The sequence below is a fragment of the Shewanella sp. 10B genome (assembly GCF_023475885.1).
GTDB lineage: Bacteria > Pseudomonadota > Gammaproteobacteria > Enterobacterales > Shewanellaceae > Shewanella > Shewanella mangrovisoli.
Map to the genome: position 1 here is coordinate 167,704 of NZ_JAMDJO010000005.1, position 24,155 is coordinate 191,858.

At 48.9% G+C, this 24,155-nt stretch carries 23 protein-coding genes; 12 read left to right on the forward strand and 11 right to left on the reverse strand.

Annotated features, from left to right (window positions below):
• Nucleotides 1-153: 153 nt before the first annotated feature.
• From M0415_RS16885 to M0415_RS16920, 8 genes are all read left to right on the forward strand, one after another.
• Nucleotides 154-1,470, forward strand: a complete 1,317-nt coding sequence (locus tag M0415_RS16885) for an OmpP1/FadL family transporter (RefSeq protein WP_088212199.1) — start codon at nucleotides 154-156, stop codon at nucleotides 1,468-1,470.
• A 100-nt stretch (nucleotides 1,471-1,570) separates the two neighbouring features.
• A complete protein-coding gene (locus M0415_RS16890; RefSeq protein WP_088212200.1) occupies nucleotides 1,571-1,957 on the forward strand; it encodes a VOC family protein in 387 nt (128 codons plus the stop codon).
• Between the two features lie 157 nt (nucleotides 1,958-2,114).
• On the forward strand, nucleotides 2,115-2,831 hold the full coding sequence (locus M0415_RS16895) for an SIMPL domain-containing protein (RefSeq protein WP_088212201.1): 717 nt from the start codon (nucleotides 2,115-2,117) through the stop codon (nucleotides 2,829-2,831).
• 182 nt (nucleotides 2,832-3,013) lie between these two features.
• Nucleotides 3,014-4,027 (forward strand): efflux RND transporter periplasmic adaptor subunit, encoded by a 1,014-nt coding sequence (locus tag M0415_RS16900; RefSeq protein WP_088212202.1) that lies wholly within the window; start codon nucleotides 3,014-3,016, stop codon nucleotides 4,025-4,027.
• A 35-nt stretch (nucleotides 4,028-4,062) separates the two neighbouring features.
• Entirely contained in the window at nucleotides 4,063-7,311 is a 3,249-nt protein-coding gene (locus M0415_RS16905) for an efflux RND transporter permease subunit (protein ID WP_088212203.1), read from the forward strand.
• 41 nt (nucleotides 7,312-7,352) lie between these two features.
• Nucleotides 7,353-7,565 (forward strand): YgaP family membrane protein, encoded by a 213-nt coding sequence (locus M0415_RS16910; RefSeq protein WP_011716505.1) that lies wholly within the window; start codon nucleotides 7,353-7,355, stop codon nucleotides 7,563-7,565.
• Nucleotides 7,566-7,590: 25 nt separating this feature from the next.
• Entirely contained in the window at nucleotides 7,591-7,989 is a 399-nt protein-coding gene (locus M0415_RS16915) for a rhodanese-like domain-containing protein (RefSeq protein ID WP_088212204.1), read from the forward strand.
• 583 nt (nucleotides 7,990-8,572) lie between these two features.
• On the forward strand, nucleotides 8,573-11,002 hold the full coding sequence (locus tag M0415_RS16920; protein ID WP_011716503.1) for a S8 family serine peptidase: 2,430 nt from the start codon (nucleotides 8,573-8,575) through the stop codon (nucleotides 11,000-11,002).
• Nucleotides 11,003-11,042: 40 nt separating this feature from the next.
• Here M0415_RS16920 and M0415_RS16925 read toward each other — a convergent pair whose 3' ends face one another.
• The 10 genes from M0415_RS16925 to M0415_RS16970 all read right to left on the reverse strand — a co-directional run bounded on the left by M0415_RS16925 (nucleotide 11,043) and on the right by M0415_RS16970 (nucleotide 19,608).
• A complete protein-coding gene (locus M0415_RS16925) occupies nucleotides 11,043-11,588 on the reverse strand; it encodes a YaeQ family protein (protein ID WP_088212205.1) in 546 nt (181 codons plus the stop codon).
• Nucleotides 11,589-11,673: 85 nt separating this feature from the next.
• On the reverse strand, nucleotides 11,674-12,585 hold the full coding sequence (locus M0415_RS16930; RefSeq protein ID WP_088212206.1) for a precorrin-2 dehydrogenase/sirohydrochlorin ferrochelatase family protein: 912 nt from the start codon (nucleotides 12,583-12,585) through the stop codon (nucleotides 11,674-11,676).
• A gap of 32 nt (nucleotides 12,586-12,617) precedes the next feature.
• Nucleotides 12,618-12,977, reverse strand: a complete 360-nt coding sequence (locus M0415_RS16935; RefSeq protein ID WP_011716501.1) for a rhodanese-like domain-containing protein — start codon at nucleotides 12,975-12,977, stop codon at nucleotides 12,618-12,620.
• Nucleotides 12,978-13,254: 277 nt separating this feature from the next.
• On the reverse strand, nucleotides 13,255-13,572 hold the full coding sequence (locus tag M0415_RS16940; RefSeq protein WP_088212207.1) for a putative signal transducing protein: 318 nt from the start codon (nucleotides 13,570-13,572) through the stop codon (nucleotides 13,255-13,257).
• A 257-nt stretch (nucleotides 13,573-13,829) separates the two neighbouring features.
• Nucleotides 13,830-14,777 carry a protein translocase subunit SecF gene (secF, locus tag M0415_RS16945; RefSeq protein WP_023267666.1) on the reverse strand — a complete coding sequence of 316 codons (948 nt, stop codon included), beginning with the start codon at nucleotides 14,775-14,777 and terminating at the stop codon, nucleotides 13,830-13,832.
• A gap of 12 nt (nucleotides 14,778-14,789) precedes the next feature.
• Nucleotides 14,790-16,640 carry a protein translocase subunit SecD gene (gene secD / locus M0415_RS16950; RefSeq protein WP_088212208.1) on the reverse strand — a complete coding sequence of 617 codons (1,851 nt, stop codon included), beginning with the start codon at nucleotides 16,638-16,640 and terminating at the stop codon, nucleotides 14,790-14,792.
• Nucleotides 16,641-16,657: 17 nt separating this feature from the next.
• Nucleotides 16,658-16,990 carry a preprotein translocase subunit YajC gene (yajC, locus tag M0415_RS16955; RefSeq protein WP_023267664.1) on the reverse strand — a complete coding sequence of 111 codons (333 nt, stop codon included), beginning with the start codon at nucleotides 16,988-16,990 and terminating at the stop codon, nucleotides 16,658-16,660.
• Between the two features lie 26 nt (nucleotides 16,991-17,016).
• Nucleotides 17,017-18,141, reverse strand: a complete 1,125-nt coding sequence (gene tgt, locus M0415_RS16960) for a tRNA guanosine(34) transglycosylase Tgt (RefSeq protein ID WP_011622165.1) — start codon at nucleotides 18,139-18,141, stop codon at nucleotides 17,017-17,019.
• Between the two features lie 161 nt (nucleotides 18,142-18,302).
• Nucleotides 18,303-19,340 (reverse strand): tRNA preQ1(34) S-adenosylmethionine ribosyltransferase-isomerase QueA, encoded by a 1,038-nt coding sequence (queA, locus tag M0415_RS16965; protein WP_249554648.1) that lies wholly within the window; start codon nucleotides 19,338-19,340, stop codon nucleotides 18,303-18,305.
• Between the two features lie 64 nt (nucleotides 19,341-19,404).
• The gene (locus M0415_RS16970; protein ID WP_011622163.1) at nucleotides 19,405-19,608 is read right to left on the reverse strand and encodes a hypothetical protein; all 204 of its coding nucleotides are present in this window, start codon (nucleotides 19,606-19,608) and stop codon (nucleotides 19,405-19,407) included.
• A gap of 182 nt (nucleotides 19,609-19,790) precedes the next feature.
• Here M0415_RS16970 and M0415_RS16975 point away from each other — a divergent pair, with 182 nt between their 5' ends.
• The 3 genes from M0415_RS16975 (at nucleotide 19,791) to M0415_RS16985 (ending at nucleotide 21,852) form a co-directional block, all read left to right on the forward strand.
• A complete protein-coding gene (locus tag M0415_RS16975; RefSeq protein ID WP_249554647.1) occupies nucleotides 19,791-20,417 on the forward strand; it encodes an acyl carrier protein phosphodiesterase in 627 nt (208 codons plus the stop codon).
• A 104-nt stretch (nucleotides 20,418-20,521) separates the two neighbouring features.
• Nucleotides 20,522-21,076 carry a protein disulfide oxidoreductase gene (locus M0415_RS16980; protein ID WP_249554645.1) on the forward strand — a complete coding sequence of 185 codons (555 nt, stop codon included), beginning with the start codon at nucleotides 20,522-20,524 and terminating at the stop codon, nucleotides 21,074-21,076.
• Between the two features lie 95 nt (nucleotides 21,077-21,171).
• Nucleotides 21,172-21,852, forward strand: coding sequence for an RluA family pseudouridine synthase (locus M0415_RS16985; protein ID WP_249554637.1), 681 nt, complete (start codon nucleotides 21,172-21,174; stop codon nucleotides 21,850-21,852).
• A gap of 101 nt (nucleotides 21,853-21,953) precedes the next feature.
• Here M0415_RS16985 and M0415_RS16990 read toward each other — a convergent pair whose 3' ends face one another.
• The gene (locus M0415_RS16990; protein ID WP_011625756.1) at nucleotides 21,954-22,388 is read right to left on the reverse strand and encodes a hypothetical protein; all 435 of its coding nucleotides are present in this window, start codon (nucleotides 22,386-22,388) and stop codon (nucleotides 21,954-21,956) included.
• Between the two features lie 335 nt (nucleotides 22,389-22,723).
• Here M0415_RS16990 and M0415_RS16995 point away from each other — a divergent pair, with 335 nt between their 5' ends.
• Nucleotides 22,724-24,103, forward strand: coding sequence for a Gfo/Idh/MocA family oxidoreductase (locus tag M0415_RS16995; protein ID WP_249554635.1), 1,380 nt, complete (start codon nucleotides 22,724-22,726; stop codon nucleotides 24,101-24,103).
• Nucleotides 24,104-24,155 lie beyond the last annotated feature (52 nt).

The window sequence follows — 24,155 nt, forward strand, 5'->3', positions numbered from 1 at the left end:
TAATTAACTGTTAATTAACAAATTTCAAATCTGGTCGGACTTGTTGAGGTTACACACAATCCCTACCATGCCGAAGATTATAAAAGGATTTGCGCCTTGTTCTGGCAACTAGGACCGAACAAAATCCAATACCAAAATAATGAGAGAATAATAATGAAATCATTCAACAAGACACTGCTTGCCGTTGCCGTTGCACTGGCGAGTTCACAAACATTCGCATCAGGTTTCCAATTAAACAGCCAATCAGCCACAGGTATGGGCCGTGCTTTTGCTGGTGATGCAGTCATCGCCGATAACGCCTCTGTGTTATCTCGTAACCCAGCAGCAATGGCACTCTTTGATAAAGATGCAATCTCTTTTGGCCTAACCTATGCCGATATTACTGTTGACGTTAAAGACGTTAACTTTGCTGGTGGCGCCTATGACTTAGGCAGCATCGACGATGCGGGTAGCTCTAAAGTTATCCCGAACATTTTCTACATTCATCCAATCGACGATAAATTCGCCGTAGGTTTTGCGGCATTCTCTAACTTCGGCACAGGTACCGATGCCAGCTCACTTTCGAAGAATTTGCCAGCAGGCTCACCAGCACCTTATGACCTACTTGGTGAAACTGAAGTCACTACAGTTAACTTCAACGCCAGCGTGTCATACCGCATCAACGATATGTTCAGTATCGGTGCGGGTCTGGATGCCGTCTATGGCGAAGGCCGCTTAACCCGTAATATGGGCACTACGCCTCTGGTTGACGTAGACGCTGATGGTTGGGCGTTTGGTGGTATCGTGGGTGCCACTGTTGAATTAGATAAAGATAACCGTTTCGGTATCAGCTACCGTTTCAGCCCAACGGTTAACGTTAAAGGCGACATCAATACTATCACCACGAAAGATTTATCTGCTGTTGGTTTAGGTTCAAAAACGATGCTCGCTACAAGCTTTGATAGCTTAGATGTACCGTTAGCGGATATTTTCCAAGTTGCAGGCTTCCATCAGATCACGCCTAAGTTTGCACTGCACTACACTGCGCAGTACACCCAATGGGGCAACTTTGATCAAATCACTGCCAAAGATGGCGTTGCCACTATCATGCCAGGCCAAACGGGTGCTGGTACTCAACTGCAAGCTGGTGATGTCGCACTGAAAGAATACCAATGGAAAGATTCATGGTTATTCAGCCTAGGTGGTACTTACACCATTAACGAACAATTCACCGTTCGTGCGGGTTACATGCATGACCAAGGCGTTGTGGACGAAATCAGCTCGATTTCATTCCCAGACTCTGACCGTAACTGGTTCACAGCGGGTATGAGCTACCACCTCAATCCACAAAACACCGTTGACTTCGGTATCGCATACATTAAAGGTGAAGAAGTTCACCTGATCGAAAACAGCGCAATCACAGGCCCTGTGAACGCGGTAACTGAATCAAGCGGTATGTACTACTCAGTACAGTACAGCTACCAGTTCTAAGCTGTTTCGAACTCAAAAAAGCCGCATTTTTGCGGCTTTTTTGTATCTTACGTATTTATTGCCTAAAGTTAATCCATCCCCCACTTAAACTGTCACCCTTATGGCAAAAGTCATTGGACTTGGTGGTATTTTCTTTAAAAGTACTGATCCCGTCGCGTTAGCCACTTGGTATCAAAACCATCTGCAAATACCAATTGAAAACTGGGGCGGCGCCGCCTTTTATCACAACGATAAACCGACCCCCGGTTACCATGTGTGGACCCCTTTCGACCATAACACTAGCTATTTTGCCCCGACGGATAAGAGCTTTATGGTCAATTTTATCGTTGACGATCTGGAGCAGGCCCTACAGCAAGTCTCTCAGGGCGGCGGTAAACAGATTGGGGAGATTGAAGACTCGGAATTTGGCCGTTTCGGTTGGTTTATCGACCCCGATGGCAATAAAGTCGAATTATGGCAGCCAAGTCCAACGCCGCCCGCGAATTAAGCTGTTCAGTTATAAGCCACTTTGCAACAACAGCTTTTCAATCCTGAATAGCAGCTGAGCATTTAGTATTAAGCGCTCAGCTTTGCGCCTTCGCCTATGCCCAAAATCATCTAATTGCAGTATGGTAGCGAAAGGCATCCCATCGAGAGAATCAGTTATGCAAAAGAGTTACTTACTCCCCGCCCTCGTGCTTGGCGGTTTTTTATGTGCAGGCATGGTCTATGTAGGACAAAGCGCCAGCTCGGCGCTGTTAGAGATGAAAGCCCTAGAGCGCACAGTCACAGTTAAAGGGCTGGCCGAAAAGGAGGTGAAAGCCAATATCGCCATCTGGCCGATTAACTTCACCGAAGTCGACAATAACCTGCCTAAACTCTACGACACAGTGCAACAAAAAACCGACAGAGTGGTTGCCTTTCTCAAGGAACAGGGGTTTAGCGACAACGAAATTACAGTATCACTGCCGACGATAGAAGACAGGCAGGCCCAAGGCTACGTCGACCCGAACGTGAGGTATCGTTACTCGGCTAAGGTGAATCTTTCTGTCTATACCCCACAGATTGATTTAATGCTCAGCACGCGTAAGCAAATGATAAATTTGGTTAAAGAAGGCATTGCCATCGGTAGCCAAGATTATGAAAACCGCACCGAGTTTTTATTTACGGCGCTCAATGATGTGAAACCGACCATGGTGCAGGAAGCGACGCAAAATGCGCGGGAAGTGGCCGAAAAGTTTGCCAAGGACTCACAATCGCGTCTGGGTAAGATTAAGAGTGCCAGCCAAGGCCAGTTTACGATTTCCGATCGTGACAGCAGCACGCCTTACATAAAACAAATTCGCATTGTGTCTACGCTGACCTATTATTTAAACGACTGATATTTAAAGCAGGACAAGGACCTAAGAGTGATGACATGGCGATTGATGTAAGGGAAGATTCATTCGCCGTTTCCCTATATTAGCGAAACCGATTACATTAAATTTTTCTAATAAATATTGATTGCCTAATCAAAACAACTCCATTAGAATTTACTCATGAATTATTTTTGGGATGATTTGGTATGGCTGCAATCTCACGTACTCTATTCACATTATTCGTTTTTTCCCCCTTCGCCACCCAGGCTGCGCCCTTGGCGACCCTCGAGGTGATGAGCAAACCGTACGCGAATTGGGTGACCTTAGACGCCAGTATCGAGGCCGTCAAAGCGGCTACTGTCTCGGCGCAAACCTCAGGGCGTATCGTTAAGCTCAACTACGACGTTAATGATGTTGTGCCAGAAGGCGCGGCATTACTCGAGATCACCAGCAAAGAGCAAGGCGCAGAACTGGCAAGCTTCGAGGCCGATCTCGCCAAAGCCACAGCCCTGAATGTGGAGGCGCAGGCCCAATACAAACGCTATAAAGAACTCTTCCCACAAGGCGCGATTTCAAAAGGTGCCATGGATGAAGCGACCGCCAATGCCAAGGCCGCCGAGCAAGCCGTGAGTGCCGCCAAAGCCCGGGTCATCAAAGCCACTGAATCCCTCAAATATACTGTGGTATCGGCGCCGTTTAGCGGCATTGTTACCGAGCGTTTAGTTGAGTTGGGTGAAACCGTGAGTGTCGGTCAGCCACTGCTATCGGGGTTTTCACCGAGCCAAATGCGCGCTATCACCCAAGTGCCACAGCGCTATATCCAGCAACTGAAAAACGCGCCTGAGTTTATGGTGCGCTTAAGTGATGGCCGTGAACTCACCTCCAAGGACCTCACCATCTTTAGCTTTGCCGACCCAGTGAGCCACAGCTATCAGGTACGGATTAACCTGCCAAAGGATGAACCCAACCTGCAACCCGGTACTTGGGCCAAGGCGCTGTTTAAAAATGGCGAGCGGGAAAAAATCCAACTGCCGACCTCGACGCTTATCACCATGAATGAACTTAGCAGTGTCTACCTGAAAAAAGGCGAGCAATTTGTGCTCACCCAGGTGCGCGTCTCTGAGCCCGTCGGTGGTGAAGTAGAAGTCCTCGCGGGACTGCGAACTGGTGATATTGTCGCCATGGATGCTTACCAAGTGTTGCTTGAACAAAAGCAATAAATTCCCTAGCGATATCAACTTGATGAGGTTGTTGAATGAAACACGCTACTGAATCTTCGACGTCACTTGGCATTTCAGGCCGGATTGCGGCCGCATTTCAAAACAGTGCCATTACGCCACTGCTGGCACTGCTGGGCTTGTTACTCGGCTTATTTGCCATCTTGGTGACCCCAAAGGAAGAAGAACCGCAGATTGACGTCACCTTTGCCGACGTCTTTATCCCTTTCCCCGGCGCGACCCCGACCGAAGTCGAGAACTTAGTCACCCTGCCCGCAGAGCAAGTGATTTCAGAGCTCAAAGGGATAGACACGCTCTATTCTTTCTCCCAGCCCGATGGCGCGATGATCATTGTGATCTTTAAGGTCGGCGTAACCCGCAACGATGCCATTGTCAGTCTCTACAACCAAATTTATTCCAATATGGATAAACTGCCGCAGGGCGCGGGTGTCGGTGAGCCATTGATTAAACCACGCGGTATCGATGATGTGCCGATTGTCAGCCTAACACTCTGGTCCAAGGACAAACAGGTCTCGGCCGAACAGTTGACCCATGTGGCGTTAGGACTTGAAACCGAAATCAAGCGGATCCCGGGTACGCGGGAGATTTACACCGTTGGCCAGCATGAGATGGTAGCCAATGTACGTATCGATCCCGCCAAGATGAACAGCTTCAATCTCACCTACGACAAGTTGAGACAGAGCCTAAATGACAATAATCACATCTCGATGCCTACGTCTTTAGTGCAAGGTAATCAAGAGATTAAGGTTCAAGCTGGCCAGTTCTTACAATCCATCGACGATGTAAAACAGCTGGTAGTGAGTATTTCTCTGGATAAACAGGGTAAACCTATCCCCGTTTATTTGGCCGATATTGCCGACATCAGTTTAAAGAGTGATATTCCCACCCAAAGCGTTTGGCATAGCGACAAGACGGATATTTACCCCGCAGTAACCATAGCCATTGGTAAGCAGCCGGGACAAAACGCCGTCGATATTGCCGATGCGACCCTCGCGCGCATTGCTAAGGTCAAGAATGTGTTGATCCCAAGCAATGTCGAAGTGACTGTTTCGCGCAACTATGGTGAAACGGCGGCGGATAAATCTAACACCCTTATTCTTAAGCTGATTTTTGCCACCAGCGCCGTTGTCGTATTGGTATTTTTAACCATGGGCGCCCGCGAGTCACTGGTGGTCGGTGTCGCCATTATTATCACCTTGGCGATCACCCTGTTCGCCTCCTGGGCGTGGGGATTTACCCTTAACCGAGTGTCGCTATTCGCGCTAATTTTCTCCATCGGGATCTTGGTCGACGATGCCATTGTGGTGGTGGAGAATATCCACCGGCACATGGCGCTCGGTAAAAAATCCTTTAGCGAACTTATCCCCGTTGCGGTCGATGAAGTCGGCGGCCCGACGATTCTCGCCACCTTTACCGTTATCGCCGCCCTGCTGCCCATGGCATTTGTGTCGGGATTAATGGGCCCCTATATGAGCCCCATTCCCATCAACGCCAGTATGGGTATGCTGATTTCGCTTGTGGTCGCCTTTATGGTAACCCCATGGCTGAGTCGTAAACTGCTCAAACACCAGAGCGGCTCGGCGACTGATACCGCGCACAGCAGTGATGCCGATGCTCAGATGAACGAGAGCAAAATGGTGCGACTGTTTACCCGTTTAATCGGCCCCTTCCTGCTGGGTAAAGGTGCCCGTAAAGCACGGATTGGACTTGCTGCTGGGGTCTTTGTGCTCATCGGTATCGCCGTGGCTCTGCCCGTGGGTCAGCTCGTGGTGTTAAAGATGCTGCCCTTCGATAATAAATCCGAGTTCCAAGTCATGGTGGATATGCCTGAAGGCACGCCTGTGGAGCAAACCCAGCGAGTCCTTCAGGATTTAAGTCGCTCCCTTGCCACTGTGCCCGAGGTGGAACATTTGCAGCTGTATGCTGGCACCAATGCACCGATGAACTTTAACGGCTTAGTGCGGCACTATTTTCTGCGCCACAGCCAAGAGCTTGGCGACATTCAGGTCAACTTAGTCGATAAAAAGCATCGCAAGCGCGACAGTCACAGCATTGCGCTGTCGGTACGTGAAGAATTACAGCACATCGGCGCTAAATATCAGGCCAATGTAAAAGTCGTCGAAGTGCCACCTGGCCCGCCAGTCTGGTCGCCGATTGTGGCCGAAGTCTATGGTCCAAGTCCTGCAATTCGTGAACAAGCGGCCTACGAGCTGCAGTCACTGTTCCGTGAGACTAAAGATGTGGTCGATATTGATATTTTCTTGCCCGCAGCGCAGCAAAAATGGCAGGTGATGATCGACCGCTCGAAAGCCAGTCTGATGGCAGTGCCCTATAGCAATATCGTTGATTTAATTGCAACTTCGGTTGGCGGCAAGGATGTAAGCTACTTGCATATCGCGCAACAAAAACAACCTGTGCCTATCCGCCTGCAACTGCAAGAAGGGGCAAAAATCGATTTAGAACAAGTGCTGAATATGAAACTACAGAGCCAAACGGGGCAATCTGTGCCCGTGTCTGAGCTGGTGACGATTAAGCGCGGTAAAATCGATGCTCCTATCATCCATAAGAATATGATCCCTATGGTGATGGTGGTTGCCGATATGGCCGGTCCGCTCGATAGTCCGCTCTACGGCATGTTCGACATGGCGGGTAAAATCGACGGCGAAGGTGGCTTAGGTTTCGATCAGCATTATATCCACCAACCAACCGGGCTAGACTCAGTCGCAGTGCTTTGGGACGGAGAATGGAAGATCACCTATGAAACCTTCAGGGATATGGGCATTGCCTATGCCGTGGGGATGATTGCGATTTACTTATTGGTCGTTGCCCAATTTAGATCCTATCTGGTGCCGCTTATCATTATGGCGCCGATCCCACTGACAGTGATTGGGGTCATGCCTGGGCATGCCCTACTCGGCGCACAATTTACCGCGACGTCGATGATAGGCATGATTGCCTTGGCGGGGATTATTGTCCGTAACTCGATATTATTAGTGGATTTTATCAATCAAGAAACCGCCTCAGGGGTTCCCTTTGAGCGGGCTGTCATTCACTCGGGTGCCGTGCGGGCTAAACCCATTATGCTGACCGCTTTGGCGGCCATGATTGGCGCCCTGTTTATCCTGGACGACCCTATCTTCAACGGGCTTGCGATCAGTCTGATTTTCGGGATTTTCATCTCGACCTTACTGACCCTAATCGTTATTCCAGTGCTTTACTACGCGGCGATGAAAAATCGCATAAACTTAACTCAAACAGCTGATTAACCCACAATAGGCAGCCATAGCGCTGCCTCTAGGAGCAACCTATGTCACTCGAACGCAGCATTATGGCTTTTGCCGGATTTATGGTGTTACTGTCTTTGGTGTTAACCGCTTTTGTACACCATAACTTTTTGTGGTTAACGGCCTTCGTTGGCGCTAACCTATTCCAAAGCGCTTTTACGGGTTTTTGCCCCGCGGCCATGGTATTACGCAAATTGGGCGTCAAATCCGAGGCTGAAATCGCTAGACAAGGTTAATGCATATTTGCAAAGGAGAAAGTCAGTGTTCAACAAGTTACTGTGTCGCAGTAAAACCTTACTTGGGGTGGCTATCTTGAGTCTGTCATCACTCGCCTTAGTCCCCAACGCGGCAAGTGCCGCCGATCAAGAGCCCCAAGTTGCGTGGCAGAAAATCGCTGCTGGCGCTATGGTGCTCGATGTGCGCACCCCAGAGGAGTTTGCCGAAGGCCATTTAGCCAATGCGGTTAATATTCCCTTTGAGCAAGTCGCCGCCGAGTTTGCAAAGCGCGGTATCGCCAAAGATGCGCCCGTAGTGTTGTATTGCCGTAGTGGCCGACGCAGCAGTATCGCGACCGAAGCCTTAGTCGCAGCGGGTTATACTCAAACCTATAACGGTGGCGGTTATCAGACCTTAGCCGACGCTCAGCCTAAAACAGAATAATTCGCTGTTGAGATTAACGATAAAAAGCGCCCGTTGGCGCTTTTTTGTATTTTGTTCTTTTCATTTACCCTGACACAGATATTTATCAGTCGTTTATGCTGTTAATGATATGCAAATAAGCCAATAAATTGGCAAACGACAAACTACCGACACTAAAATTCAATAAAACCGCATAATCAATCACTTGAATAAAATTCAACATCTTAACCTAACAGATAAAACTGTTTTTGAAATTATTCATTCCAAAAAAATATATAAAGTAATTTCAATTAAATAGCTTCACACCGTTTTAAAGATATCGCCATTTTCAGCGTAAAAATTCGCATTTGCTTATTCACCTTTTCCACATAAAAAAACATAAATATTTAAAAACATCGGTTACAACTTGTTACATCTGAGTATTTATTCATTTTAAACTCTTATCAACACAGTTGTTTTTACCAACCGCCATACCATTAACATTTAATTTACAAACACTTACCTCAAAGATAAATTCACTAACCGAGTAGCATCTGAGTCGTAGTTATTCTTTAAAAGCACAAAATAATAATGATTAACACTAAATTGAACATGGAAGAAAAACATGACAATCAATCGAACCACTAAGATAGCCCTGAGTTTATCTAGCTTAGCTATTGCGATCTCGGCAGGTGTTAATGCTGCCCCCGACGCACCGGGTTTTGCCGCAGCCAAACAAGCACAGACCTCTCCACTGCCAAAGCGCTATATCGTTAAATTTAAAAATGCCGATGCGCCAGCCTTGATGTCTGAAAGCAGCCTGCAGAGCAGCGATCAGCTCGCTACCACAATGAATTATCAGCCTCAAGTGGCTGAAATTAGCGCCCAGCACAGTGTGTTAAACAAGGCGCAAGCCAAAGAAATGAAGCGTATCGGCCGCAGTAACAGCTACTCAGTTAAGCTAGATAACAATGGCATTAAGGCATTAAGAGCCCGCGCCGATGTGGAATATGTGGAAGAAGACATGCCACGCCACCTGCTAAGCGAAACAACGCCTTGGGGACAAACCTTTGTAGGTGCAACCCAATTAAGCGACAGCCAAGCAGGTAACCGCACCATCTGTATTATCGACTCAGGTTATGACCGTGGTCATAGTGACTTAAGCGGTAACAATGTCACGGGCACCAACAACTCAGGTACAGGTAACTGGTACGAACCGGGCAATAACAACGCCCATGGTACCCACGTTGCTGGTACCATCGCTGCAATTGCCAACAACGATGGTGTGATTGGCGTAATGCCAAATCAAAATGCCAACATCCATGTGATTAAAGTCTTTAACGAGGCTGGCTGGGGTTACTCCTCATCCCTCGTATCGGCCGTAGATACCTGTGTGGCGAATGGCGCAAACGTGGTCACCATGAGCTTAGGTGGCGCTGGTTCGAGCACTACCGAACGTAACGCGTTAGCGGCCCACTACAATAACGGCGTACTGTTGATTGCCGCTGCCGGTAACGATGGTAACAATACCCACAGCTACCCCGCTTCGTACGATGCGGTGATGTCTGTGGCATCGGTCGATAATCATAAAGACCACTCTGCTTTCTCTCAGTACACCAACCAAGTTGAGATCTCGGGTCCTGGTGAAGCCATTCTCTCTACCGTTACCCGCGGTGAGGGGCGCTTAGCCGATATTACTATCGGTGGTCAGTCTTACTTCAACTCAGGCGTTGTGCCGCACAATCGCTTTACGCCATCAGGCACCAACTACGCGCCAAATCCATACAATGGTACGGCAACCGCAACCTTAGCCGAATGTACGGTTAGCGGCTCAACCTTCAACTGCGGCAACATGGCCAACAAGGTGTGTTTAGTTGAGCGTGTGGGTAACCAAGGCACTTCGTACCCTGAAATCAACGCAGTAAAAGCCTGTAAGAATGCGGGTGCCAGCGCCGTTATCGTGTACAGTAACAGTGCCTTACCTGGGCTACAAAACCCCTTCTTGGTCGATGCGAACAGCGAAATCAACATGGTGTCAGTGTCTGTTGACCGTGCAACTGGTTTAGCACTGCGTAACCAGTTAGGTGCAACGGTCACCGTGAGCAACCAAGGCAATAAGGACTACGAGTACTACAACGGTACGTCAATGGCGACTCCACACGTTTCTGGTGTGGCGACGCTAGTGTGGAGCTACCACCCTGAATGTAGCGCTGCTCAGGTACGTAACGCGCTCAAACAAACCGCTGAAGACTTAGGCACAGCTGGCCGTGATGATTACTATGGCTATGGTCTAGTCAATGCCGTTGCAGCGAAAACCTTCTTAGATGCTTCCTGTAATGGTCCTACGGATCCGGTTGACCCAACACCAACTGACAGCGTGTTAGTGAACGGTGTGCCTAAAACCGGTCTAAGCGGCGCCGCCAGTGAAGAACTGCATTTCTCTTTTGAAGTGCCACAGGGTGCAACTAACTTAGGTTTTGTGATGAACGGTGGCACGGGTGATGCAGATCTGTACGTACAGTATGGCGCAGCACCAACGACCTCAAACTACGATTGTCGTCCATACAAGGGTGGTAACAGTGAATCTTGCCCAATCAGCAACGTTCAATCTGGTACTTACTACGCGATGGTGAAAGGCTATTCAGCCTTTAGCGGTGTATCGTTAACCGCAAGCTACACAGCCCAAAGCGGCGGTGGTACTCCTACCACGCCAGCAAGTTACACCAATGCTGATAACTACAATATTCCTGATAACAAAACTGCAGGTATCACTAGCCCTATCACAGTCACTCGCACGGGTAACTCAGGCACTGTGACTGCCGTGGTGAATATTGTTCACCCTTACATTGGTGACTTAAAAGTGCAGCTCATCAGCCCAACAGGCCAAACGGCAACACTGCATAACAACACTGGCGCAGGCGCAGACAATATCAACAAGAGCTACACCGTTGATATGACTGGCGTTGAGTCAAGTGGTGTGTGGAAACTCAAAGCGGTTGATAGCGGCCGTGGCGACGTAGGCTATATCGATAGCTGGGAACTGAAATTCCAATAATGTTCGTCTAAAAAAAGAGCCTGCAATTGCAGGCTCTTTTTTATTGGTAATCTTTCAGCATTTCGGGCTCGATAAGCACACTGTGCTCATTATCCGATAACCAGACTTGCCCTTCACTGATAGACGCTTGCAGCGACATAGTGCGGCTCACTAATGCCTCCATCGCCGTCACCGACTCTTCGGCAATATTCCACACTTTAAGGTTTTTATAACGCTCGAGGGCCGCTTGATTCTGTTTCCACCAAATAGGAACACTACGACCACCGTAGGTAAACAGCTGCACCGCTTTTGCGCGGCCGCTCGCCTTACGCAGCCATTTCTCATCGGCTTGGCCAAACTCAATCCACAGGTCCACTTCACCGGAAAGACTCTTGTCCCACAGCTCAGGCTCATCATCGACGCACAATCCCTTAGTAAAGCTTAAGGTCTCGGAAGCGTTCAGGATAAAGGCCAGCAGACGCACCATCATGCGGCCATCGGTCTCGGAGGGATGCTGCGCTAACGTCAGCTGATGATCTTGATAATAACCTCGGTCCATATCGGCGATCTGAAGATTGACCTTAAACACGGTCGCTTTGAGAGCCATAGTACATCCTAAACTTAACGATAAAAAATAACGGCGAGTCTACCTAAGACTCGCCGTCAGCTCAAACAAACTGCGATAAAGAAGACTAAATCGCGCCTGGGCGTAAATGCTTCGCCACCGGAAAATGCGCCTTAAGTTGCTCAATCTTCTGGGTATCGGCGACCAACAACATGCGCGAGCCTTGCTCATATTCACGGCTGATATCACTCAGCGCGGGGAGCACTGCGCGATTAGCATCGCGGCGCACCAGCTCGGCCAAATCCTCGGCTAAGCCTACCTCGCTGTAAATCCAATCGAGGCGCTGTAATAACGGCATGGCCGCCAGCGGCAATAACTCGACGGGCGTGGCCTCGTTCAATAACAGGATTTCCCCGCGGCTGACGATATGATTAAAAGCATTTTGATAGTGCTCAGGGGTGCGCGCATCAAACCTATCGCCATTGGTGTCGAAAAAGCGCTCCCAAAACAATCGGCGCGTCGCGGTTTTGGTAAGTCTTTGCTGCACTTCGAGACGCTTGTCGGCCACGAAGTCGAACAAGGGTTTGAGGGATTGCGGCAGGCTGGTCTCTAAACGAGCTCGAATGGTGCGCGCAAACACGGGCGCTGCACCCGCAGTGCTGATCGCCACCACAAGACGGCCCCTATCGACAATCGATGGGGTAATAAAGCGGCAATAGGCAGGATTATCCACCGCATTGACCCAAATTCCCCGCTCGGTGGCTAAGGTAGCCAATTCAGCATTGAGCTTATCGTTCGCGGTCGCTAGATAGATGAGATCGTAGTTTTGAATATCGGCCTGCACCACGGGCCGCTCAGACAATAAAATCCTGCCTACATCGGCATAGGCCTTCACCTCGGGATTCACCTCGGGGGCAATCACATGAATATTGGCTTCGGTACGCGTCAGCAAGGCCAGCTTACGACTGGCGACATCCCCCGCCCCCACCAACAGGACATTTAAATTAACAGTATCAATAAACAGCGGGAAATATTGCATGCCACTCGCCTATAAAGAAAACCCAGCCTAAATTACTCTTGCACCACAGGTAGTTGACGTTGGATCCAGCCCTTGTAACCACCAATCAACGAGGCGACCTTTTGGTAACCCATGAGCTGCAAACTACTGGCCGCCAGCACTGAACGAGCGCCGCCCGCGCAATAGAGCAACAGGGGTGTATGTTTATCGGGAAAGCGCTGTTCAATGTCGCGCTCAATAATACCGCGGCTCATGTGTTTCGCCTGCGGCAGGTGATCCTGTAGCCATTCATTATCTTCACGGACATCAATCAACACCCAAGCGTCATCGGCTTGATAGGCTTCAATACTCACTTCAACAACATGGGGACGAATCGATTCGACAAGAGCCGAAAAAGCACTGGATGGATGCATCAGATCCTCCTTAGATAAGGGATTGAATGACTTAGCTAATATCTATTGAAGTGTAATTCGCTACGCGGGGAGACGCAATCCTTGCGGTTAACGGCATGTGACAATCGCGGGCTTTATAAGCCAAAGCTTGCGTGGGGTGAAATGACTCCAACCTCTTAGCCTTACTCGGGTAGCCTGGAATAGGCGCTTGGCGCTGAGAACAAGGCGGCATTGCTCGCCTCATGCCATCAACGCATCGCAGTGTCAGCGGTTTGAAAAACGATGAATGGAATGACGATTAATTATGGCTTTCGCTGCGCTCGGCGCTGCAATGCCAGCATAATTCAAAACTGCCCTCATTCATCTCATGGCATTGCACGCATTGCCACTGGGGACTAATCACATCCAAACCACTTAATTGGGCCTGTGCTTTCGCCAGTTGCGACTCACGTACCCAAAGCTCAACATTATGTAGCCCGGCGGGCAATTCACCCACGCCGCCTAATAAGGCCTCGCCACGCAACTCCACATGAATACCACAGGCTTCTAATAACCCCTTCCATGTATGGGCCTGCAATAAGTTCCCACCAGCGACTAACGTCTTACGTTCTTCCATGCGACATCCTACAACAATACTCTCTAGATATGGGCAGCCGACATCCTACTGTGAAATAACCGAGCCTGTCGAGCGCTGTTTTTTACAGCAGTTGTTAATAAAATTAACATTTAGGTTTTACAGCATTAGTCACTATAAAGTTGTGAGTTTGCTAGCAGATTATCGGAAAGGCCAAAATTCTCAGTAAAAAAAAGCCACCTCAGCGGTGGCTCTTTTTTCAATAGTCGTGATACACGACCTCGAGTCTCAATGCCCGATTAAGGCATCATCGAAGGCTGATCGGCGCCTTCTTTCTCGACTTCAACTGGCATCATATGCTCACGGCAAATGCCCAGTTTGATCGCAAGGTAACTTGCTACGTAGATAGAAGAATAAGTACCGACGAAAATACCCAATAAAAGTGCTGTCGCAAAACCGTGGATCATAGTACCGCCCTTCAGGAACAGCGCCACAACGGTCACCAGCGTCGTACCGGTAGTGATAATGGTACGGCTCATGGTTTGGGTGATAGAGACGTTGACCACTTCTTCAGGCTCGCTCTTACGCATCTTGAGGAAGTTTTCACGGATACGGTCAAACACAACGATGGTATCGTTAAGTGAGTAACCCACAACCGTTAATACGCCCGCCAATACGGTCAGGTCGAATTCCAGTTGGAATAAGGAGAACACACCTAAGGTCACAATCACGTCGTGGGCAAGTGCAGCGACCGAACCGAAGGCTAAACGCCATTCGAAACGGAAAGACACGTAGATCATGATACAGATAAGCGCGACCAATACCGCTAAACCGCCCTGCTCGGCCAGTTCTTTACCCACTTGAGGACCGACGAATTCAACACGTTTCTGTTGAACGCCCGCATCCACTTGTTGGGCCGCAGCCATCACAGATTTCACCTGTACATCGCTGCTCACGCCTTCTTTCACCGACAGACGCACCAATATGTCACGGCTAGAACCGAAGTTTTGTACCACTGCACCATCTAACTCAGGTGCAGACAATTTCGAACGCAGCACGTTCAAATCGACGGGTTGAGTAAACTCCATCTCAACCACAGTACCGCCGGTAAAGTCTAAGCCCCAGTTAATGCCTTTGGTCGCCAAGGACACCAGCGAGCCAAACACCAAAATGGCAGACATAATACTGATAGGCAGCGCATGACGGAGGAAGTTAACCGTACGTTTTAAAGATAAAATTTCTAACATTATCGCTTCCCCTTAGATAGACAGCGTCTTCACGCGCTTACCGCCCCAAATCGCGTTCACGATTGAGCGAGTACCAACGATAGCGGTAAACATCGATGTCGCAATACCGATCATCAGAGTTACTGCGAAGCCTTTGATCGCGCCCGTACCGACGGCGAACAGGATCAGCGCTGTCAGGAAGGTAGTAATGTTAGCGTCTGCGATGGTCGAGAATGCGTTACCGTAACCTTCGTGAATCGCCTGCTGCACGCTGCGACCTGCACGTAACTCTTCACGGATACGCTCGTAAATCAGTACGTTACCGTCAACCGCCATACCCACTGTTAACACCATACCCGCAATACCTGGCAGGGTTAATACGGCGCCAGGGATCATAGACATCACCCCAACCACCATCACTAAGTTTGCCGTTAAGGCTAAGTTAGCGATCAAACCAAAACTACGGTAGTAAACCAACATGAAGATAAGTACGACTGCCATACCCCAAATCATGGCTTGCACACCGCTTTCGATGTTTTCCGCACCTAGGCTTGGACCGATAGTACGTTCTTCCACAATCGATACTGGCGCAATCAGGGCACCAGCACGCAGCAGTAATGCAAGGTTTTGTGCTTCACCATGGCTTAAGCCAGTGATCACAAAGTTACGGCCTAAACGCGCTTGGATGGTCGCTACAGAAATCACTTCTTGGATTTTCTGCATTTTGACGCTGCCATCGGCGTTACGCTCACCGCTGTCTTTATATTCGATGAACAAGGTCGCCATCGGTTTACCGATATTGTCCTTAGTCACGTTAGAGAAAATGGTACCGCCTTTAGCATCGAGGTTGATGCTCACCTGTGGACGGCTGTATTGGTCGAAGCTAGGTTGTGCGCCGGTAATATGGTCACCCGTTAGCATCACTTCCTTCTTCAGTACCACTTGACCGCCTTCACGGCGTTGGTACACCTCAGAACCCGCTGGAACACGGCCAGATTGCGCCGCATTCGGGTCGGCCTTATCGTCTACCATGTGGAATTCAATCGATGCAGTTGCACCTAAGATTTCCTTGGCGCGGGCAGTGTCTTGTACACCTGGCAGCTCAACGATAATACGCTCAGCACCTTGGCGTTGTACCACAGGCTCAGCTACCCCTAACTCGTTCACACGGTTACGGATAGTGGTAATGTTTTGCTGCAGCGCTTCTTCTTTAATCTGCTTAAGATAGGTTTCGCTCATCACGGCTTGCAGAGCAAAGTCTTCACCCTTGGTCACGTCGGTGAACACCATGTCATTGCTGCGCGATTTTAAGAAGCGTTCTGCACTGGCTAAACTTTCTTTGTCACGGAATTTAATCTCGATACCTTGTGCATTGTTGCGAATGCCCGCGTAACGGATTTTTTCTTCACGTAATTGTGAACGGAAATCGGCCACTTTGGCCTCTTCCATCTTGCGGATGGCTTCGCCCATGTCCACTTCCATTAGGAAGTGCACACCACCACGAAGGTCCAGACCGAGTTTCATTGGGCTACCGCCCATGGACTCGAGCCACTGCGGCGTTGCAGGGGCAAGGTTAAGTGCCACGGTAAACTTATCGCCTAAATCTTCGGCGATGGTTTCCTTGGCCAGCAACTGTTGATCCGCATTTTGCACGCGAACCAACAATTGGCCTTTTTCAAGCTCAGAACGTTTTACCGCAATGCCCTTACTGGCTAACAGCTCGTTCACTCTGGCTTGGGTAGATGCCGTGACTTCAGCACCTCGAGTCGCCACTACTTGCACCGCATGATCTTCACCGAACAGGTTAGGTACGGCATAGAAACAACCTATGGCGATGACGAGCACCACCATAATGTTTTTCCACATTGGGTATTTATTTAACACGCCTGAGCCCTCTTGGCTTACAACGACTGGATAGAGCCCTTAGGCAATACAGCTGCAATGTAATCTTTTTTAATTGTAATTTGAGTCGTGTCGTTCAAGCTCAGTAACACGTAGTCATTTTCATCGCTGATCTTTGCAATCTTGCCTAAGATACCGCCGCTGGTCAGGACTTCGTCGCCCTTGCTTAAAGATGACATCAGGTTCTTGTGCTCTTTAACACGCTTAGATTGCGGACGGAAAATCATGAAATAGAAAATCAGACCGAAAATCACCAGCATGAAAATCAATTCCATGGTGCCGCCACCCTGTGGAGCGCCTGCAGCATTTGCATATGCATTTGAAATGAACATAGTTTTCTCTTCTTATTAGCAAAAAATCAATCGACTAACTCTGGTACTTCACGACCTTGACTGGTATAGAAGTCCTTTACAAAGGCGTCTAATGTACCCGTCTCAATCGCCCCGCGCAAACCTTCCATTAACATTTGATAGTATCTCAAGTTGTGAATGGTGTTTAAACGCGCACCCAGAATCTCATTACAACGATCTAAATGGTAAAGGTATGCCCGTGAATAGTTTTTACAGGTATAACAATCACACTTAGGATCGAGCGGTGAAGTGTCATCACGATGACGCGCATTGCGGATCTTGATCACACCTTCACTGGTAAACAGATGACCGTTACGGGCGTTACGGGTTGGCATCACACAGTCAAACATGTCGATACCACGACGCACACCTTCAACTAAATCCTCTGGCTTACCGACCCCCATCAGATAGCGCGGCTTGTCCGCAGGAATTTGTGGACAGACATGCTCAAGAATGCGGTGCATGTCTTCCTTAGGCTCACCTACGGCCAAACCACCGACGGCATAACCGTCGAAACCAATTTCGACTAAGCCTTTTAAGCTCTCGTCGCGTAAATCTTCATAAACACTGCCTTGGATGATCCCGAATAATGAATTGGGGTTTTCCAGACGGTCGAACTCGTCGCGTGAACGCTTAGCCCAACGCAGTGACATCTGCATTGACTTGCGCGCTTCATCTTCTGTCGCCGGATACGGCGTACATTCGTCAAAAATCATCACCACATCACTGCCCAATGCATGTTGAATTTGCATTGATTTTTCAGGGTCTAAGAAGATTTTCTCGCCGTTGATTGGCGAACGGAAATGCACACCTTCTTCGGTAATTTTACGAATGTCACCCAAACTGAACACTTGGAAACCACCCGAGTCGGTCAGAATAGGACGCTGCCAATTCATAAAGTCGTGCAAGTCGCCATGCTTACGCATGATTTCTTCGCCGGGACGTAACCATAGGTGGAAGGTGTTACCGAGCAGAATATCCGCGCCAGTGGCACGCACTTCTTCAGGCGTCATGCCTTTTACCGTACCGTAGGTACCAACAGGCATAAAAGCTGGGGTTTCCACCGTGCCGCGTTCAAAAATCAAGCGACCACGGCGCGCACGGCCGTCGGTAGTGTCGAGTTCAAATTTCATAATTCACCTCGCCAGATAAACAGTCTGACTACATTTGTAATGGCACGCGCCATTTTGATTAACAATAGAGATAGGGGCAGATCCAAAAGGTTCAACCTTTGGCTGAAAAAAATTACCGCCCAAACTCAATGTGGGCGGCTATTTTAAAACAAAATCTTGGTCTAGTGAGCTTTTTTCGTCACAAACATGGCATCGCCATAGCTAAAGAAGCGATATTTTTGCGTGATTGCGTGTTGATACGCCGCCATAACATGGTCAAAACCAGCAAAGGCACTGACCAACATGATGAGGGTTGATTCCGGCAGGTGGAAGTTGGTGATCATGGCATCGACGATTTGGAACTGATACCCAGGGTAGATAAAGATATCGGTATCGCCGCTAAAAGCTTTAAGTTCGCCTTCACTTGCACGGGCCGCACTCTCCAGGGAGCGCACGGACGTTGTCCCCACAGCAACCACACGCTTGCCCGCCGCTTTAGTTTGGGCAATTAAATCCACCACATCCTGCGGCACATTGGCCCATTCGGAATGCATTTTGTGCTCGAGCACGTTATCAACGCGCACAGGTTGGAAGGTGCCTGCTCCGACGTGCAGGGTAACAAACGCGATATTCACGCCCTTGGCTTTTAATGCCTCAAGCATTGCATCGTCAAAATGAAGGCCAGCCGTTGGCGCGGCAACCGCTCCGGGGTTTTGGTTATACACAGTTTGATAACGCTCTTTATCGGCATCCTCATCGGGACGGTCGATATAAGGAGGCAGTGGCATATGCCCTACCGCTTCGAGCACTTCTAAAATAGTCAGGTCGGATAAGAGTTCGAGCTCAAATAAAGCGTCATGGCGCGCAGCCATCTTCATCTCATAACCGCCGTCGAGGTGGATAATACTGTCCACCTTAGGGGATTTAGAGCTACGCACATGGGCGAGGATGTGCTTATCATCGAGCATACGCTCAACTAAAATCTCGAGTTTGCCGCCACTGGCCTTTTGGCCAAATAAACGCGCGGGGATCACCCGGGTATTGTTAAATACCATTAAGTCGCCGGGATTAATCATCCCCAGCAGATCGGTAAACTGTTTATCGGCGAGCGTGCCAGTATTGCCATCTAAGGTTAACAGACGTGACGCATTGCGCTGCGCCATGGGATAACGAGCGATAAGTTCGTCGGGAAGATCGAAGGAAAAGTCTGTTACGCGCATGCAAAGGCCTCTAGATAGCTTAGAACGGCGGCTAGTCTATGGTTAGAGACCAATAAGATCAAGATTACTTGTTCGCGATATCCATATCGGCGTCTGACTCATTTAGCACATTTGAGGCTAACGCATCATCGACATCATATTTAGGTCGAGTCCGCGAAAAATGATCCATACGAAAGCTATGTTGCTCATAGGGAATATCGACAAGCACTTTTTTACGCTTAGGACGCTCGTCTTTACCGAGCATTTTGGTAAACCAGTTCCACATCATCCATGATCCTTAACAGGTTAATTGATTGGTGCATTTTCAGCCCATTGTTAGCATTTACCCTCCTGTTGAAACGCTAACGTAAGCACTCCCTTAGAAAAGCACACGATTTTTGCCTATTTGCGCTTTCCTCAGCGCGCCCGCCCATGATACCGTGAACTAACGCGATTAACCAAGCACAAAAAATGAACATTCTTACACACTTACATCTGGCCGGGATCAGTAAAACCCACCTAGGCGCCAATCTGGCAGGCAATTTTATCACCGCGCCAATCGATTCTGCGCCACAAGCACTTCGCCAAGGACTGTGGTTAAACCAAGAAATCAATCAGCTCTGCGCCACCCATGAACTGACCCAAGAGCTAATGGCCCTGTTCCCTGCCCAATTAACAAGCATAGCAGCAGATTTGATGTTCGTAAGTTTCGATCATTATTTAGCCTACTACTGGGAAGAATATCATCACCTGCCGCTGCCCGAGTTTTGCCAAAAGGCCTATCGCGAACTGGCAGAATTTGCGACGCAAAGCGATGAGTATCACCCTCAGCCCTGTCTGAACCTCATCGCCGATATGCGCAGTCAAGATTGGTTAAACGCTTACGCCACGCCTAAAGGCATTCAACAGGCCTTAGCGCAACGGGCAAAAGGTCATCCGCACAGTGCCTTATTTAACGGCGCGGATAAACTGCTAGCAAAAATGCAGATAGAGACAGAAACCGCCTTTCGCACCTTTTACCCTCAGTTGATGGCCTACACCCGTATTTGGAGTCGCAAAACCCCGAGTGACTATCTACCGAATGGCTCAGCCGACTAAGCTCTAAGTCGAACACCTCCATTCTGGTATCAAGCCTTGTTTAAGCCTAAGCGTTTACCCTAACGCCTTTGCGATAACGCCTATTTAGTGAGGTTTCCGTCACAGTGACGACTGCTAACTCAAGCGCTAAGCCAGCTCAAGCTCTCAGTTGGCGCCAAAAACTACGAAGCCCGCGCTTTTGGCTTAAACAGCTTAGGGATCTTAGCATCATGGCGTTGGTGCTCTACGGCGTCAGCCTCTATTTGCAACGGGATATGATCACCGATCAAGCGCCAGTATTAAGTGGTATCGCGATTGATGGTAGCCAGCTTACACTTAATTCTGCCCAGACAGAGCCAACATTAGTCTATTTCTGGGGCACTTGGTGCCCTGTGTGCCGCGTCACCTCCCCTATGGTTGAGAGTATCAACCAAGACCATAATGTCATTTCAGTGGCGGTGGCCTCTGGCAGTGATCGCGAGATCCAGCACTATATGGACGAGCACCAATATCACTTTCCGGTGCTAAACGATGACAAAGGTGAGCGAAGCACTCAGTGGGGGGCGATGGCATTTCCTGCTATTTATATTATCGATACCCAAGGGGAAATCCGTTATGTCACCTCGGGAGTCACCTCGACTTGGGGCATGAAGTTCAGATTGTGGTTGGCTCAGTTCTAGTTCAGTTATAACAGCCTCAGCAAACGCCAGCTCGAGAATATACTGCTTAGTGACTGATATTTTGCTAGTATGGCCGCGCAAATGATGAGGATACGATGCAGATATTCGATTACCAGCCCCCTTCAGTCCCTTGGATAGATCTTCGCTATCAAGATAGGGATTTGATCATTATTAATAAACCTTCTGGATTGTTGTCTAACCCCGGCCGAGCCGCACATACCTTCGATTGTGCCCTGACCCGACTACAACGCTTGTATCCTGACACCATTCTCGTGCATCGACTCGATTGCGCCACCTCAGGCATTATGGTGTTTGCCCGCAACAAAAAGGCCGAGTCCCAGTTAAAGACCCAGTTCCAAGATAGGCAAAACGAAAAAGTGTATATCGCCGAGGTCATGGGTTTGATTGCAAAGGATGCTGGGATAATTGATTTAGCCATCGCGCCCGATCCCGAGCACCCGCCCTATCAAAAGACGCAAACGGCGGGGACGGCTGGCGCCAAGAGTGCTCTGACCCATTACCGAGTGCTAGAAAGACGCGAAAACAGCACCTTAGTCGAATTAACGCCACAAACAGGCCGAACCCACCAGCTGAGGGTGCATATGCTCGCCTTGGGGCATCCCATTCTTGGGGATGAATTTTATGGCGATGCTGAGGTGATAAAAGCCAGACCGAGACTCTGCCTTCACGCCCAAAGTTTACGCTTTACCCACCCTTACTCGGGTAAAGCCATGCATTTTTACAGTAAGCATCCCTTCACGGCTTCGCACAAATAGTTAACAGCTAAAAAGACACGAGGTCGCCTTAAGCGACCTCGTATTGAGCAAACCTGATTGGGATTTACCGATTTATTGATTAGCGTCTTTCACGGCACTGATTAAGCTACGCGCTGATTGAAATCAATATCCGCCATTAACTTATCGACTTGGAAATAACTGCCCTGCTCATTGCAAAACTGCAGTTGCATGGCGGGCGTCACCATAAAATATTCACCGAAGAAGTTGCCGCCAACATCTTCCACTTTTTGGCCCTGCGGCGTATCGGACAAACTCACTTCATCCAAACTATGGCAGCCATCGCTAAACCAAGTTTCTAAATAATATTTGTCCGCTTCTTTATAGAGGGTAATTTTGTCACCAAGCAGTGGACGCTCATCTAACCAACGACCAATAATTTCTCGATTTTGCATATCTGACTCCCGCCAATGAAGGCGACGGCGTTTTTCAATCCCAGACATCCTGATATCCTTATGCAATACCCACTCACCTAAAGTGAACGTCAGTTGTGGTAGTACATTAAGCATAGAACCCATTTACCGCTTTACTCCCCCGAGTCGCAAATTACCCCAAATTCACCACAAAATGTAACTTTTTGGTTAAATTAAATTTGCTAAACGTTTAAAAACTAAAAGATAATTTCGCCTGATTAATTAATCGGCAGTGTAGCTTAATTAGAAAATAAAAACGCGATCTTTATCACTATTTACCTATCGCTAAAGTAAAGATAAATACCTTATTTCACCTCTTGTGCATTCATCCGCACGAATGAGGTTGTTACATCTTTTATTATTCACTCGGCTTAGGATTCTGATATAACAAACGGGATATACATCGCCCTACAAATAATTAAAAATAATGCAGGAAGCCTATGCACAATATTCATCGCCGCCATTTTCTAAAAGCTGCGGGCGCCGTTACCGCAGGTCTAGTTACGGCCAATATTGCCCTCAATGCCAACGCCAGCAGCGTTGCCCCTAAACCCCGCGTTGGAAAATCCGTTATCGGACTTATCGCCCCGAAAATGGAGCTGGTTAGAGTCGGTTTTATCGGTGTGGGAGAGCGGGGTTTTAGCCATGTCGAACAATTCGGTCACTTAGACGGCGTAGAACTTAAAGCCATTTGTGATACCCACCAAGCCGTTATCGATAGAGCCGTTGAGCATATCGTTAAGCAAAACCGGCCAAAACCTGCGGTCTACACGGGGAATGATCTCAGCTATCGCGAGCTGTTAAACCGCGATGATATCGATATTGTGATTATTTCAACCCCGTGGGAATGGCACGCTCCCATGGCCATCGATACCATGGAAAGCGGTAAACACGCTTTTGTGGAAGTGCCATTAGCACTGACAGTGGAAGAATGCTGGCAACTTGTAGACACCGCCGAACGCACCCAGAAAAACTGCATGATGATGGAGAACGTCAATTACGGCCGCGAAGAATTGATGGTGCTCAACATGGTGCGCCAAGGTGTGTTTGGCGAGTTGCTCCACGGTGAGGCCGCTTATATCCATGAGCTGCGCTGGCAAATGAAGGAAATCGACCATAAAACTGGTTCATGGCGCACCTATTGGCACACCAAACGCAACGGTAACTTATATCCGACCCACGGCTTAGGGCCGATTTCTCAATATATGAACATCAACCGCGGTGACCGTTTCGATTATCTCACCTCCATGAGTTCACCCGCACTCGGGCGCGCGCTGTATGCCAAACGAGAATTTCCCGCCGATCATGAACGTAATCAGCTCAAGTATATCAATGGCGATATGAGCACTAGCCTGATTAAAACAGTAAAGGGCCGAACCATTATGGTTCAGCACGATACCACAACCCCTCGTCCCTACAGCCGCCATAATCTTATCCAAGGCACCAATGGCGTTTTTGCCGGGTTCCCAAACCGGATTGCCGTTGAGCACGGCGGCTTTGGTAAGAGTTACCACGAGTGGGATATGGACATGCAAAAGTGGTATGACAAATACGATCACCCACTGTGGCAACGCATCGGTAAAGAAGCCGAAATCAACGGCGGTCACGGCGGGATGGATTTTGTGATGCTCTGGCGTATGGTCTATTGCCTACGTAACGGCGAGGCGCTCGATCAGGATGTGTACGATGGCGCCGCTTGGTCTGTGGTGAATATTTTAAGTGAGCAATCGCTGAATAACCGCAGCAACTCGGTCAACTTCCCCGACTTTACCCGCGGCGCGTGGGAACATGCCACGCCCTTAGGGATTGTCGGCGCCTAGAGCACTCGAAAGCGGGCGGTTAACGTAAAGGGATAAACTCAGGTTTATCCCT

Coding starts and splice junctions, on each gene's coding strand:
- queA (WP_249554648.1), bottom strand. CDS start 19,340: ATGCGCGTAACAGACTTTTCCTTCGATCTTCCCGACGAACTTATCGCT.
- M0415_RS16935 (WP_011716501.1), bottom strand. CDS start 12,977: ATGCATCCATCCAGTGCTTTTTCGGCTCTTGTCGAATCGATTCGTCCC.
- tgt (WP_011622165.1), bottom strand. CDS start 18,141: ATGAAATTTGAACTCGACACTACCGACGGCCGTGCGCGCCGTGGTCGC.
- M0415_RS16920 (WP_011716503.1), top strand. CDS start 8,573: ATGACAATCAATCGAACCACTAAGATAGCCCTGAGTTTATCTAGCTTA.
- M0415_RS16990 (WP_011625756.1), bottom strand. CDS start 22,388: ATGGGTTCTATGCTTAATGTACTACCACAACTGACGTTCACTTTAGGT.
- M0415_RS16910 (WP_011716505.1), top strand. CDS start 7,353: ATGTCACTCGAACGCAGCATTATGGCTTTTGCCGGATTTATGGTGTTA.
- M0415_RS16975 (WP_249554647.1), top strand. CDS start 19,791: ATGAACATTCTTACACACTTACATCTGGCCGGGATCAGTAAAACCCAC.
- M0415_RS16970 (WP_011622163.1), bottom strand. CDS start 19,608: ATGATGTGGAACTGGTTTACCAAAATGCTCGGTAAAGACGAGCGTCCT.
- M0415_RS16895 (WP_088212201.1), top strand. CDS start 2,115: ATGCAAAAGAGTTACTTACTCCCCGCCCTCGTGCTTGGCGGTTTTTTA.
- M0415_RS16930 (WP_088212206.1), bottom strand. CDS start 12,585: ATGCAATATTTCCCGCTGTTTATTGATACTGTTAATTTAAATGTCCTG.
- M0415_RS16885 (WP_088212199.1), top strand. CDS start 154: ATGAAATCATTCAACAAGACACTGCTTGCCGTTGCCGTTGCACTGGCG.
- M0415_RS16905 (WP_088212203.1), top strand. CDS start 4,063: ATGAAACACGCTACTGAATCTTCGACGTCACTTGGCATTTCAGGCCGG.
- M0415_RS16995 (WP_249554635.1), top strand. CDS start 22,724: ATGCACAATATTCATCGCCGCCATTTTCTAAAAGCTGCGGGCGCCGTT.
- M0415_RS16890 (WP_088212200.1), top strand. CDS start 1,571: ATGGCAAAAGTCATTGGACTTGGTGGTATTTTCTTTAAAAGTACTGAT.
- secF (WP_023267666.1), bottom strand. CDS start 14,777: ATGTTAGAAATTTTATCTTTAAAACGTACGGTTAACTTCCTCCGTCAT.
- M0415_RS16900 (WP_088212202.1), top strand. CDS start 3,014: ATGGCTGCAATCTCACGTACTCTATTCACATTATTCGTTTTTTCCCCC.
- M0415_RS16925 (WP_088212205.1), bottom strand. CDS start 11,588: ATGGCTCTCAAAGCGACCGTGTTTAAGGTCAATCTTCAGATCGCCGAT.
- M0415_RS16985 (WP_249554637.1), top strand. CDS start 21,172: ATGCAGATATTCGATTACCAGCCCCCTTCAGTCCCTTGGATAGATCTT.
- yajC (WP_023267664.1), bottom strand. CDS start 16,990: ATGTTCATTTCAAATGCATATGCAAATGCTGCAGGCGCTCCACAGGGT.
- M0415_RS16940 (WP_088212207.1), bottom strand. CDS start 13,572: ATGGAAGAACGTAAGACGTTAGTCGCTGGTGGGAACTTATTGCAGGCC.